Annotated in this window: 12 protein-coding genes; 9 read left to right on the top strand and 3 right to left on the bottom strand. The window is 74.6% G+C overall.

Going from position 1 to position 12,588, the window contains the following annotated elements; genetic code table 11:
• Nucleotides 1-24 precede the first annotated feature (24 nt).
• The 8 genes from RTG05_RS14620 to RTG05_RS14585 all read left to right on the top strand — a co-directional run bounded on the left by RTG05_RS14620 (nucleotide 25) and on the right by RTG05_RS14585 (nucleotide 9,051).
• Nucleotides 25-1,044: an Lrp/AsnC family transcriptional regulator gene (locus RTG05_RS14620; protein ID WP_166525726.1), complete on the top strand. Its 1,020-nt coding sequence runs from the start codon at nucleotides 25-27 to the stop codon at nucleotides 1,042-1,044.
• Between the two features lie 154 nt (nucleotides 1,045-1,198).
• Nucleotides 1,199-2,242, top strand: a complete 1,044-nt coding sequence (locus RTG05_RS14615; protein ID WP_315911906.1) for an ABC transporter ATP-binding protein — start codon at nucleotides 1,199-1,201, stop codon at nucleotides 2,240-2,242.
• A 10-nt stretch (nucleotides 2,243-2,252) separates the two neighbouring features.
• Nucleotides 2,253-3,302 carry an ABC transporter ATP-binding protein gene (locus tag RTG05_RS14610; RefSeq protein ID WP_166525724.1) on the top strand — a complete coding sequence of 350 codons (1,050 nt, stop codon included), beginning with the start codon at nucleotides 2,253-2,255 and terminating at the stop codon, nucleotides 3,300-3,302.
• Between the two features lie 88 nt (nucleotides 3,303-3,390).
• Nucleotides 3,391-4,989: an ABC transporter substrate-binding protein gene (locus tag RTG05_RS14605; protein ID WP_166525723.1), complete on the top strand. Its 1,599-nt coding sequence runs from the start codon at nucleotides 3,391-3,393 to the stop codon at nucleotides 4,987-4,989.
• A gap of 40 nt (nucleotides 4,990-5,029) precedes the next feature.
• The gene (locus tag RTG05_RS14600) at nucleotides 5,030-5,956 is read left to right on the top strand and encodes an ABC transporter permease (RefSeq protein ID WP_208104580.1); all 927 of its coding nucleotides are present in this window, start codon (nucleotides 5,030-5,032) and stop codon (nucleotides 5,954-5,956) included.
• A 16-nt stretch (nucleotides 5,957-5,972) separates the two neighbouring features.
• Complete coding sequence (locus tag RTG05_RS14595; RefSeq protein ID WP_208104579.1) at nucleotides 5,973-6,818, top strand: ABC transporter permease; 846 nt, start codon at nucleotides 5,973-5,975, stop codon at nucleotides 6,816-6,818.
• Complete coding sequence (locus RTG05_RS14590; RefSeq protein WP_208104578.1) at nucleotides 6,815-7,822, top strand: pyridoxal-phosphate dependent enzyme; 1,008 nt, start codon at nucleotides 6,815-6,817, stop codon at nucleotides 7,820-7,822. The genes RTG05_RS14595 and RTG05_RS14590 overlap by 4 nt, the downstream gene beginning before the upstream one ends.
• Nucleotides 7,819-9,051: a metal-dependent hydrolase family protein gene (locus tag RTG05_RS14585; RefSeq protein WP_166525722.1), complete on the top strand. Its 1,233-nt coding sequence runs from the start codon at nucleotides 7,819-7,821 to the stop codon at nucleotides 9,049-9,051. The genes RTG05_RS14590 and RTG05_RS14585 overlap by 4 nt, the downstream gene beginning before the upstream one ends.
• A 12-nt stretch (nucleotides 9,052-9,063) precedes the next feature.
• On the opposite strand, the gene RTG05_RS14580 is transcribed toward RTG05_RS14585, so the two are convergent.
• Both RTG05_RS14580 and RTG05_RS14575 read right to left on the bottom strand, forming a co-directional pair.
• A complete protein-coding gene (locus RTG05_RS14580; RefSeq protein WP_166525721.1) occupies nucleotides 9,064-10,293 on the bottom strand; it encodes a M20 family metallo-hydrolase in 1,230 nt (409 codons plus the stop codon).
• A gap of 66 nt (nucleotides 10,294-10,359) precedes the next feature.
• Entirely contained in the window at nucleotides 10,360-11,109 is a 750-nt protein-coding gene (locus tag RTG05_RS14575) for a DUF6308 family protein (protein ID WP_166525720.1), read from the bottom strand.
• 160 nt (nucleotides 11,110-11,269) lie between these two features.
• Here RTG05_RS14575 and RTG05_RS14570 point away from each other — a divergent pair, with 160 nt between their 5' ends.
• Entirely contained in the window at nucleotides 11,270-11,503 is a 234-nt protein-coding gene (locus tag RTG05_RS14570; protein WP_166525719.1) for a hypothetical protein, read from the top strand.
• 16 nt (nucleotides 11,504-11,519) lie between these two features.
• Here RTG05_RS14570 and RTG05_RS14565 read toward each other — a convergent pair whose 3' ends face one another.
• Nucleotides 11,520-12,557, bottom strand: coding sequence for a glutathione S-transferase family protein (locus tag RTG05_RS14565; protein WP_166525718.1), 1,038 nt, complete (start codon nucleotides 12,555-12,557; stop codon nucleotides 11,520-11,522).
• Nucleotides 12,558-12,588 lie beyond the last annotated feature (31 nt).

The raw sequence follows: 12,588 nt of genomic DNA, 5'->3' as shown, positions 1-12,588 counted from the left end.
CATCGGTCATGGGAGGCTCGCCGGATGCCGGGATCGGTTGCGCTGGACGAGGACGACCTGGCCCTGGTCGAGGCGCTGCAGCGCGACCCGCGGGCGCCGTGGACGTCGGTGGCCGACGTGGTCGGCACCAACGCCGTCACCGCGTCCCGGCGCTGGGAGCGGCTGCGGTCCACCGGCGCGGCCTGGATCACCGGCACCCCCGGGCCCGGGTCGCACCACGCGCAGGTGCTCGCCTACGTCGACGTGACCTGCACGCCGAGTGAGAAGACCCGCGTCGCGCAGGAGCTCGCCGGCGACGCGCACGCGCTGTCGGTCGACATCACCGCCGGCGGCCGGGACCTGCTGCTGACCGTGGCCGCGGTCGACCTGCCCACGCTGGGGCGCTACCTGCTCGAGCGGCTGGACCGGGTGCCCGGCGTGACCGGCACCCGAGCCCGGATCGCCACCCGGCTGCACGCCGAGGGCAGCACCTGGCGGCTGGGCGTGCTGCCCCCGGTGGGCAACGGCGGGGCGATGCCGGCCATCCGGCCGGCCGTGCTGGACGAGGTCGACCGGGACCTCATGTCGGCGCTCGGCGAGGACGGCCGGGCCTCCTTCGCCACGCTGGCCCAGCTGACCGGCACCAGCCAGCCGACCGCGCGCCGCCGCGTCGACCGCCTCATCGCCTCCGGTGCGGTCCTGCTGCGCACCGACGTGGCCGCCCCGCTGGCCGGGCTGCCGGTGATGGTGGTGCTGTCCGCGGACGCGCCGGCCGGCCGGCTGGACGAGGCCGCCGCCCGGCTGGGCCGGCTGCAGCAGGTGCGGCTGTCGGCCACCCTCGCCGGCACGCCCAGCATGCTGGTCACCGCGTGGCTGCCCTCGCTGGAGGAGGTGCACCGCTTCGAGCAGGAGCTGGTGCACCAGGTGCCCGAGGTCGACGTGGTCGACCGGCTGGTCGTGCTCCGCTCGGTCAAGCGGATGGGGCGGCTGCTCGACGGTGCCGGGCGGGCGACCGGGACGGTGCGGATGGACGTCTGGCGCGAGCCGGTGCCGGGCGCGGTCTGAGCGACGTCCCCGGGCGGCCGGGGAGACGGCCGTCACACTGTGGTGTGACGGCGACCACTCGGCGCCAGGACCCGCCGCCGTTATCCGGATGTCACCCAGGAGGCACCACCGTGCCCTAGCTTTCAGCCACGGATCGGTCGAGGAGGCGCTGTTGGTGGGCAGTCCCGTTCTCTCCATCCGGGGGCTGACGACGGAATTCGTCACCCCGGCCGGAGTCGTCAAGGCCGTCAACGACGTCAGCTGGGACCTCTACCCCGGCGAGACGCTGGGGGTGGTCGGCGAGTCCGGGTCGGGCAAGAGCGTCACCGCGATGTCCGTCCTCGGGCTCGTCCCGAGCCCGCCGGGACGGATCGTGGCCGGCGAGATCCTGTTCGAGGACCGGGACCTGCGCACCATGCCGGCGCGGGAGCTGCGCCAGCTGCGCGGCAGCCGGATCGGGATGGTCTTCCAGGACTCGATGACCAGCCTGAACCCGGTGCTCACCGTCGGCCAGCAGATCGCCGAGGCGCTGCGGCTGCACGACACCGGGCTGGGCCGCCAGCCGGCCCGCGACCGCACCGTCGAGCTGCTCGGGCTGGTCGGCGTCCCCAACCCGGAGGGGCGCTACGACCAGTACCCGCACGAGTTCTCCGGCGGCATGCGCCAGCGGGCGATGATCGCGATGGCCATCGCCAACGACCCGGCGGTGCTCATCGCCGACGAGCCGACCACCGCCCTGGACGTGACGATCCAGGCGCAGGTGCTCGAGGTGCTGCGGGCCGCGCAGGAGCGGACCAACGCGGCGACGGTCCTGATCACCCACGACCTCGGGCTGATCGCCGAGCACGCCGACCGGGTGGTCGTCATGTACGGGGGCAGGGTGGTCGAGGTCGCCGACGTGCGGACCGTCTTCGCCGCCCCCCGCCACCCCTACACGCTCGGCCTGATGACCAGCCTGCCCCGGCTGGACGTCGAGCTGGAGCGGCTGGACCCCATCCCTGGCTCACCGCCCAGCCTCATCGACCTGCCGACGGGCTGCTCGTTCCACCCGCGGTGCCGGGTGTCCCAGGGCCGCGAGGTCTGCCGCACCGAGGTGCCGCCGCTGTACGACGTCGGCGGCGGGCAGCGGTCGGCCTGCCACTTCGCCGCGGAGGTCCCCGCCGCGATGGCCGCGGTGACGCGGGGGATGGTCGCCGACCCGGGGGGCACCGACCGATGAGCACCGCGCGATGAGCACCGCGCCCGCGCCGAGCGCGCCAGCGGAGCGCCTGCACCAGCGGGTCGGCCGCGGGGAGGAGATCCTGCGAGTCGAGGACCTCAAGACCCACTTCCCCATCCGCGGCGGGGTGACCCGGCGGCAGGTCGGCACGGTCTACGCCGTCGACGGGGTGAGCCTCACGCTGGCCGCCGGGGAGACGCTCGGCCTGGTGGGGGAGTCCGGCTGCGGCAAGACCACCGCCGGCCGCACCCTCGTCAAGCTGCTGGAGCCCACGTCCGGTCGGGTGCTGTTCAAGGGCGTCGACATCTCCGGGTCCAGCCGCCGGGAGATGAAGGCCGTCCGCCGGGAGATGCAGTTCGTCTTCCAGGACCCCTACACCTCGCTCAACCCGCGGCTGACGGTGCGCGCGATCGTCGGCGAGCCGCTGCGCATCCACGGCCTGGCCGCCGGCGCCGAGCTGCGGTCCCGGGTCGACGAGCTGCTGGCCTCCGTCGGGCTGAGCACCGAGCAGGCCGACCGCTACCCGCACGAGTTCTCCGGCGGGCAGCGGCAGCGGATCGGCATCGCCCGGGCCCTGGCCGTGGACCCCCAGGTGCTCGTGCTCGACGAGCCGGTCTCCGCCCTGGACGTGTCCATCCAGGCCCAGGTGGTCAACCTGCTCCAGGAGCTGCAGGCGCGGCTGGGGCTGGCGTTCGTGTTCATCGCCCACGACCTGTCCGTCGTCCGGCACATCTCCACCCGGGTCGCGGTCATGTACCTGGGCAAGATCGTGGAGATCGGCGACCGGGCGGACATCTACGCCCGGCCCACGCACCCCTACACGCAGGCGCTGCTGTCCGCGGTCCCCATCCCGGACCCGACCAAGCGCGGCACCCGGCAGCGGATCGTGCTCACCGGCGACGTGCCCAGCCCCGCCGCCCCGCCCTCGGGCTGCAACTTCCGCACCCGCTGCCCCAAGGCCCAGCCGGTCTGCGCCGAGGAGGAGCCGGCGCTGGTCGACCGCGGACACGGCCACCCCAGCGCCTGCCACTTCGCCGAGGTGCGGCCGGTGGTCCCGTGACCGCGCACCCACCGCCACCGCCACCGCCGGCCGCGGCCCCGCCGCGGGTCGGGTCCAGATCCGTGCCACTCCGTCAGAGCGGGAGACCATGACCACGATCCGAGCACGCCGCCGTCCGTCCCGGGCCCGGTCCCTGGCCGCCGCGTCCGCGCTGGCCCTGCTGCTGGGCGCCTGCACCGTCAGCGACCCCGAGGCGCCGGCCACCGGCGGCGGGGGCGAGGGCGGCGGGGGCACCTTCTCCATCGCCGTGGGCATCGACCCGGACACCTTCGACCCGGCCGGGCAGACCACCACCACCGTGCAGAACATCGTCGACTACGTCGTGGAGACCCTGGTCGTGTTCGACGAGAACGACGAGCTGGTCGGCAACCTCGCCGAGACCTTCGAGATCTCCGAGGACGGGCGCATCGTCACCCTCGGGCTGCAGGACGGCGTGGTGTTCCACGACGGGACGCCGTTCGACGCCGAGGCCGTGAAGTTCAACCTGGAGCGGATCATCGACCCGGCCCTCACCGTCCCGCTCGGCTCGCCCTTCGAGGTGATCGAGTCGGTGACCCCGGTCGACGACACCACCGTGGAGATCGCGCTCAGCCGGCCGTCACCGGGCTTCCTCAGCGCGCTGTCGGTGACCACCGCGGGGATGATCTCGCCGGCGTCGGTCACCGCCGAGGGCAACACCAACCTGGAGTACCAGCGGCCGGTGGGCACCGGGCCCTACACCTTCGGGGAGTACACCGCCGGCGAGAGCGTCACGGTGCAGAAGTTCCCCGACTACTGGGGCGAGGAGCCCTTCTACGACACCGTGGTCTTCCGGATCGTGCCGGAGGCGGCCACCCGGGAGAGCCTGCTGCTGTCCGGCCAGGTGGACATGATGATCCTGCCGCCGGTGTCGGACATCGAGGCCCTGCAGGCCAACGAGGACGTCGAGGTGCTGCTCGCCGAGAGCGACCGGACGATCTTCATCGCCCTGGACACCAACGACCCGCTGCTGTCCGACCCGCAGGTCCGCCAGGCTCTCAACCACGCGGTGGACAAGCAGGCCATCGTCGACAACGTGTTGTTCGGCGCCGCCGAGGTCATGGACGCCCCGATGGCGCCCAGCCTGTTCGGCTACTGCCAGACCGGCACCTACGACTACGACCCCGAGCGGGCGCGGCAGCTGCTGGCCGAGGCCGGCGCGGAGGGCGCCAGCCTGGAGCTGCTCACCCCCAGCGGCCGCTACGTGCAGGACCAGCAGGCCGCCGAGGCCATCGCCGGCTACCTGCGCGAGGTCGGCCTGGACGTCAGCGTCTCCACCAGCGACTTCCCCTCGTTCCTGGCCCGGGTGAACGCCGCGCCGTCGGAGAACACGGTCGACATGCACCTGCTCGGCTGGGCGCCGCCGTTCCTGGACGCGGACTTCCAGATGCAGATGTTCCGCCAGGCGACCCACCCGCCGGCGGGCCTGGCCACGTCGTTCTACACCAACCCGCAGGTCGAGGAGCTGCTCGCGCAGGCCGACGTGGAGACCGACGAGGCGCGGCGGGAGCAGCTGTACTGCGACGCCTCGCAGGTCATCTGGGACGACGCGCCGTGGATCTTCCTGTGGACCCAGTCCTTCCCGATCGTGTGGTCCGCCGACGTCACCGGCATCAGCGCCACGCCGACCGAGAAGTTCTCCGCCGTCTACGCGCGGCCGGCGAGCTGACCGCCGGCCACCCGGGGAGGCCGGCGATGAGGGGTCACCGGTGACCGGCACCGCCGCGCACATCGTGCGCACGCTGCTGCTGTCGCTGATCACCCTGGTCGGGGTGTCGGTGCTCATCTTCCTCATGCTGCGGGTGCTGCCCGGTGACCCCGCCCGGGTCCTCGCCGGGCTCAACGCCAGCGAGGAGCAGGTGGCCCGGCTGCGCGACCAGCTCGGTCTGGACGACTCGCTGCTGAGCCAGTACGGGTCCTTCCTCACCGGGGTGTTGCAGGGTGACCTGGGCCAGTCGGCCCGCACCTCCCGGCCGGTGGCCGCCGAGATCGCCGTCCGGCTGCCGGCGACGCTGATCCTGGCCGTCGTGGCCACGGTCATCGGCTCGATCGTCGGCGTGACGGCCGGCGTGGTCGCCGCGGTGCGCCGCAACTCCGTCGTGGACCACGCGATCTCCAGCGTGGCGATGATGGGGGTGTCCATGCCGGTCTACTGGCTGGGCCTGCTGCTCATCCTGCTCTTCGCCGTCACGCTGGGCTGGCTGCCGGCCGCGGGCAGCGGCGAGCCGCTGAGCATCGTGCTGCCCGCGGTGACCCTGGCGGCGTTCTCCACGGCGCTCATCTCCCGGATGACCCGCGCCAGCATGCTCGAGGTGCTGGGGCAGGACTACATCCGGACGGCGCAGGCCAAGGGCGCCGCCCCGACCACGGTGATCGTCAAGCACGGCCTGCGCAACGCCTTCATCCCCGTGCTCACCGTGATCAGCCTGCAGTTCGGTGCCCTGCTCGGCGGCGCGGTGCTGACCGAGACGGTGTTCGGCTGGCCGGGCATCGGGCGGCTGCTGGTCGACTCGATCGGCGCCCGGGACTTCGCCGTCGTCCAGGGCATCGTGCTGGTCTACGCCGCCGCGTTCATCCTGCTCAACGTGGTCGTCGACGTGCTCTACGTCGTGGTCGACCCGCGCATCCGCTACTGACCGAGAGGGGGAGCCCGTGCACGCCTGGCGTCGCTTCCGCGGCCACCCGCCGGGGATGGTCGGCCTGGGCATCATCGTGGTGTTCGTCGCGCTGGCCGTGCTCGCGCCGGTGCTGTCCCCCTACGACCCGAACGGCCAGGACCTGCGGTCGGCCATCCAGGGCCCCTCCGCGGAGCACTGGCTGGGCACCGACCAGCTGGGCCGCGACATCGCCACCCGGCTGATGTACGGCGGCCGGATCTCGCTGCTCATCGGCGTGCTCGCGGTGTCCATCGGGCTGGCCGTCGGCGTGCCGCTGGGCATCCTGGCCGGCTACTACGGCGGGTGGGCGGACCTGGCCATCTCCCGGCTGGCGGACATGATGTTCGCCTTCACCAGCATCCTGCTGGCCCTCACCCTGGTCGCCGTCCTCGGCGTGAGCCTGCAGAACGTGATCATCGCGGTGGGGATCAGCGTGATCCCGGTGATCATCCGGCTGGTGCGCTCGTCGGTGCTCAGCATCCGGGAGGAGCCCTACGTCGAGGCCGCCCGGATGCTGGGCGCGGGCGACCTGCGGATCATCACCGTGCACGTCTTCCGCAACGCGCTGACCCCCGTGCTGGTGCACGGCACGCTGAGCATCGGGGTGAGCATCCTGCTCGCCGCCGGGCTGGGCTTCCTCGGGCTGGGCGTGCAGTCGCCCACCGCGGAGTGGGGCACCATGCTGGGGGAGGGCCGGCAGTTCATCTTCAGCGCCCCCCACCTCACCACCTTCCCGGGCATCGCCATCTTCCTGGCCATCCTGGCGTTCAACCTGCTCGGTGACGGCCTGCGCGACGCCCTGGACCCCCGCATGCGCAGCGTCGACCGGCCGGCCGGGTGACCGCCGCCGGCAGCACCGCCGCCCGGCAGCTGGTCACCCTGGACGACGTCCGGGCCGCGGCCGACCGGCTGGCCGGGCGGGTGCACCGCACGCCGGTGCTGCGCTCGTCCAGCCTGGGGGAGCTCTGGGGCGTGCGGCTGGACCTCAAGGCGGAGCTGTTCCAGCGGACCGGCAGCTTCAAGGCCCGCGGTGCCCTCAACGCGGTCCTGTCGCTGCCCGCGGCCGAGCGCGCCCGGGGGGTGATCACCCTGTCGGCGGGCAACGCGGGCGCGGCCGTGGCCTTCGCGGCGGCCAGCGTCGGCGTGCCCGGCACGGTGGTCATGCCGGCGACGGCGGTGCCGGCCAAGGTCGCCGCCTGCCGGGCCTACGGCGCCGACGTCGTCCTCACCGACGGGGACCTGCTGGACACCTACCTGGCCGCGGTGGCCGAGACCGGCCGCGTCCCGGTGCACCCCTTCGACGACCCGGCGGTGGTCGCCGGCACCGGCACGGTCGGGCTGGAGATCGCCGAGGACGTGCCGGACGCCGACGTGGTGCTGGTCCCGGTCGGCGGCGGCGGGCTGGTCTCCGGCGTCGCGCTGGCACTGGCCGCGCTGTCGCCGGGGACCCGGGTGATCGGCGTGGAGCCCGAGACCGCCGACGCGATGTCGCGCAGCCTGGCCGCCGGGGCGCCGGTGCGGCTGCCCGGGGCGCGCAGCGTGGCCGACGGGCTGGCCGCGCCGATGACCGGGCAGGTGACCGTCGACCACGTGCAGGCCCACGTCGAGCGGGTGGTCCGCGTCGCCGACGAGGACATCCTGCGGGCGCTCGCGCTGGCGGTCAGCCGCACCAAGCTGCTCCTGGAGCCCTCGGCCGCCGCGCCGCTGGCCGCGCTGACGACCGGCGTCCTGGACCTGCCCCCGGGCACCCGCGTCGTGTCCGTCGCCAGTGGCGGCAACGTCGACCTGGCGCTGTTCGGGCGCCTGCCCACCCCCGAGCCCACGCACGAGCGAGAGGTCCGATGACCCCCACCAGCTTCCTGCTGCGCAACGTCACCGTCGTCGACGGCACCGGCTCGCCGCCCGTCCCCGGCCAGGCCGTGGTGGTCGAGGGCCGCCGGATCGCCTGGGTCGGCCCGGAGGGCTCCGCGCCGGCCACCGCGCCGGAGTCGGTGGTGGACGGCGGCGGCCGCACGGTGCTGCCCGGCCTGATCAACTGCCACGTGCACCTGACCGCCGACGGCGCGCCGGACCTGGTCGCCCAGGTCGCGAGCGACACCGTGCCGCGGGCCACCCTGCGCGCCGCGGGCAGCGCGCTGGCCGCGCTGCGGTCGGGGGTGACCACGGTGCGCGACTGCGGCGCGGCCGACGACGTCGTCGTCGAGCTGGCCAAGGCGATCGACCAGGGCATGGTGCCCGGGCCGCGGGTGCAGGCCGCCGGGCGGGTGATCACCATGACCGGCGGGCACGGGCACTTCATCGGCCGGGAGGCCGACGGCCCCGACGAGGTGCGCAAGGCCACCCGCGCCGAGATCAAGGCCGGCGCGGCGGTGATCAAGGTGATGGCCACCGGCGGGGTGCTCACCCCCGGCGTCTCACCCACCCAGACGGCGCTGCTGCCCGAGGAGCTGGCCGTCGTGGCGCAGGAGGCGCACAACTCCGGCCGCCGGGTGACCACGCACGCCATCGGGCGGGCCGGCATCCACAACGCCCTGCTGGCCGGGATCGACTCCGTCGAGCACGGCTTCTACCTCGACGACGAGCTGCTGGAGCTGGCCGTGGCCCAGGGCACCTTCCTCGTGCCGACCATGCTCGCCGTCGACGGGATCGTGCGGAACGGGCGGGCCGGGGGCATCCCGGGCTGGGCGGTGGACAAGGCCGAGGCGGAGGCCGCGCAGCAGCGCAAGAGCTTCGCCGACGCGGTGTCCTCGGGCATGCGGATCGCCGCGGGCACCGACGCCGGGACACCGTTCAACCCGCACGACGACCTCGCCGCCGAGCTGGCCCTCATGGTCCGGCACGGGCTGACCGCGATGCAGGCCCTGGTGGCGGCCACGAGCGGGGCCGCGGAGAACCTGGGCCTGGCCCACGAGATCGGCACGCTGGCGGTCGGCAGGCTCGCCGACCTGGTGGTGGTCGACGGGAACCCGGTGGAGGACGTCTCGGCCACCGGACGGGTCGCCCTGGTGGTCAAGGACGGCGTGGTGCACCGCGACGAGCTGCCCGGCACGGGGGCCGCCGTCCCGACCGCCTGAGGGAGGCCCTTCTCACCAGGCGAGCCGGTGCAGGGCGGTGGCCAGCACCGAGGCGCCGCGGACGCAGTCCTCGGGCGAGGTGTACTCCGCCGGCGTGTGCGACCGCCCCTCCACGCTGGGCACGAACAGCATCGCCGTCGGCACGCGGGAGGCCATCAGCTGGCTGTCGTGGCCGGCGCCGCTGGGCATCCGCCGCCAGCTGGCGCCGCACGCCTCGGTGGCCTCGCGCAGCACGTCGAGCAGGCCGGCGTCCATGGTGGCCGGCTGCTCGTCCTTGTCCCGGACGACGTCCACCTCCACCCCGTGCCGCCGCGCGACGTCGGCGCAGATCCGGTGCACCTCGTCCAGCAGCCGGTCGCGGACGGCGAGGTCGGGGTGGCGCAGGTCCACGGAGAACTCCACCCGCCCCGGGACGACGCTGGGCTGCCCGGGCTCGACCGTCCAGCGGCCGGTGGTGACCACCGCAGGCCGGCCCTCCCGCTCCACCGCGGCCGTGATCTCCCGGGCCATCTGCGCGGCGGCCTGCAGCGCGTCGGCGCGCAGGTCCATCGGGGTGGCACCGGCGTGGTCCTGCCGGCCGCGCACGGTGACCGTCTCCCAGGCGATGCCCGGGATGACCTCCACCAGGCCGATGTCGGTGCCCTCGTCGGCCAGCACCCGGCCCTGCTCGACGTGCAGCTCGAGGAACGTGCCCAGGTCGTGCCGCTGCGCGGTGCTGACGGCGGCGGGGTCCAGGCCCGCCTCCCGCATGGCCTCGGCCAGGGTCACGCCGTCCCGGTCCCGCAGCCGGTCGGGCTCGTCCGGGCCGACCAGCCCCAGCATCGCTCGGGTGCCGAAGAAGTTGGCCGGGAAGCGGCTGCTCTCCTCCTCGCACAGGCTGACGACCTCGAGGGTCCGCCGGGGCGTGCCGTGCGCGCGCAGCGCCGCCAGCGCGGCGAGCCCGCCGAGCACGCCCAGCGCGCCGTCGTACTTCCCGCCGGAGGGCACGGTGTCGACGTGCGAGCCGGTGAGCACGACGTCGCCGTCCGCGGAGCCGGGCAGCCGGCCGAAGACGTTGCCGACCGCGTCGACCCGCCCCTCGAGGCCGGCGTCGGTGATCCAGCCCAGCAGGGTGTCCCGGGCGCGCTGCCAGGCCTCGTCGTACAGGAAGCGGTACATCCCGTCGGGGGTCTCGCCGATGGCACCGAGCTCGGCGACGTAGCGGCCGAGCAGCTGCTCGTCGACGTGCACGGCGTCCGTCACAGCTCGGTCCTCAGCACCCGTGCAGCCTGCCGGACCGCGGCACCGCGGGCCAGCCGCCCGGCCCGGTCAGCGGGCTGCGCGGGCGCCGAGCGACACGGCGTGCGCCAGCCGCAGGCTGCCGCTCGCCCACACCAGGACGTCGTGCAACCGCAGCCGGGTGAGCGCACCGGCGGGGCCCAGCGCCGCGGCCACCGACGCCTCGAGGACGGCGAACCCCTCGGCGTTGGCCCGCAGCTCCCGGTGCACCACGGCCTCGAGGCCGCTGTCGCCCTCCTCGACGTGCGGCAGCAGCTGGCGGCGGGTGGTGGGGCCGACCAGCGGGAACAGCTCCGGACGCCGGTGGTGCAGCGCCGCGGAGACGTACGCCCGCACCGCTCCCGGGCCGGTCTCCCGCAGAGCGCGCAGCGCGGCGCCCACCGTCCCCGGTTCGCCGAGCACCGAGAACTCGTCGTCCGGCAGCTCCCACAGCGGACGCCCGCCGGCCCGCTCCGTGGCGGCGTCGGCCGGCCCACCCGCGTCGTCGAGGGCGGCCCGGACCGCCGCCCACCCCGCCGGGTCCAGCCGGCCGTGCAGCCCCTCGGCGGTCAGCACGTCGTCGTCCCCGAGCGGGCCGCGCGCCCGGGGCCGGCGGTCGAAGCGCTCGTGGCAGAACGCCGGCACCTGCACCCAGCGGCCCCGCGGGTGGCCGGGCGACCGGAACCACAGCGGCCGTCGCCCGCGGGCGTAGCCCAGCACCGCGGCGAGCGCGGTGCCCAGCGGGAGCGGGTCAGGTCCCGCGCTCGGGAGGACCAGGTCGGGACCCTCGGCGCCACTCACCCGACCAGCCTGACCGACCCCCGCCACCCCGCGGGCCGCCCCGACCCCCCTTCCGCGCGCGAGAGGCCGTCCGGGTGGCCATTATCGCGATAAAGGCCGTCCGAAAAGCCATTGTCGCGACAAGGGCCGTCCGGGTGGCTGCTCAGTCGGGGGGACCGCGATGACGCCGACCGACCCGGGCTCCCCGCGCCCGAGCCAGCAGCTGACGCCGACGCTGCAGCTGCCCGTCGAGACCGCGGCCGGTGACGAGCCCCGCGAGAAGCGGCGCAGGTGGCTGCGGTGGGCGGTCCCGCTGCTGGCATGCCTGCTCGGCTTCGGCGTCGCCGGCGCAGGCCGGCACCTGGACCGGGACGGGGACGGCGACGGCGTCGGCGACGGCGTCGGCTGCGAGTAGTCCCCGCGGCCGCGGGTCAGCGGTGGCCGAGGCCGCCGGGGCCGTGGTCGGCGGGCACCCGCTCGGCCTCCGGCGGCGGCCCGGGCGGCGTCCCGTCCCCGAACGGCGAGCCGCCGAGCTCCTCGCGCCCGTGCGGGGTCAGCCAGTTCGACGTGTCCGGGCCCTGCGGGACGACCTGGGTCGGGTTGATGTCGGCGTGCACGACGTAGTAGTGCTCCTTGATCTGCGGGAAGTCGGTCGTGTCGCCGAACCCGGGGGTCTGGAACAGGTCGCGCGCGTAGCCCCACAGCACCGGCAGCTCGGACAGCTTCTGCCGGTTGCACTTGAAGTGGCCGTGGTAGACGGGGTCGAAGCGGGCCAGCGTGGTGAACAGCCGGACGTCGGCCTCGGTGATGGTGTCGCCCATCAGGTAGCGCTGCCCGGCCAGCCGGTCGGTCAGCCAGTCCAGGGCGGTCCACAGCCGCTCGTACGCCGCGTCGTAGGCGGCCTGGTCCCCGGCGAAGCCGCACCGGTACACCCCGTTGTTGACCTCGGTGTAGACCCGTTGCATCACCTCGTCCATCTCCGCCCGCAGGTGCTCGGGGTAGAGGTCCGGGGCGCCGTCGCGGTGCAGGGCGGTCCACTCGGTGGAGAGGTCCAGCGTCATCTGCATGAAGTCGTTGGTCGCCACCTGTCGCGTGGGGACGTCGACCAGCGCGGGGACCGTGATGCCGCGGTCGTAGTCGGGGAAGCGGGCCAGGAAGGCCTCCTGCAGCCGCTCGTAGCCGAGCACCGGGTCGCGGCCGCCGGGGTCGAGGTCGAAGGTCCACGACCGCTCGTCGTGGGTCGGACCGCACAGGCCCAGGGAGATCGCCTCCTCCAGGCCGAGCAGCCGCCGCACGATGACCGCCCGGTTGGCCCACGGGCACGCCCGCGCGACGACCAGCCGGTACCGCCCGGCCTCCACCGGCCACCCGCCCGACCCGTCGGCGGTGACCCGGTCGGGGATGTAGTTCGTGTCCCGCCGGAACTCACCCGACGTCACGTACCCGGAGCCGCTGTTCTCGTTCGCCACGCGCCCCAGCGTGGTCGACCCGGCGCCGGAC

The organism is Geodermatophilus sp. DSM 44513, from assembly GCF_032460525.1.
GTDB lineage: Bacteria > Actinomycetota > Actinomycetes > Mycobacteriales > Geodermatophilaceae > Geodermatophilus.
This window is presented reverse-complemented; position numbering and strand designations above follow the sequence as displayed.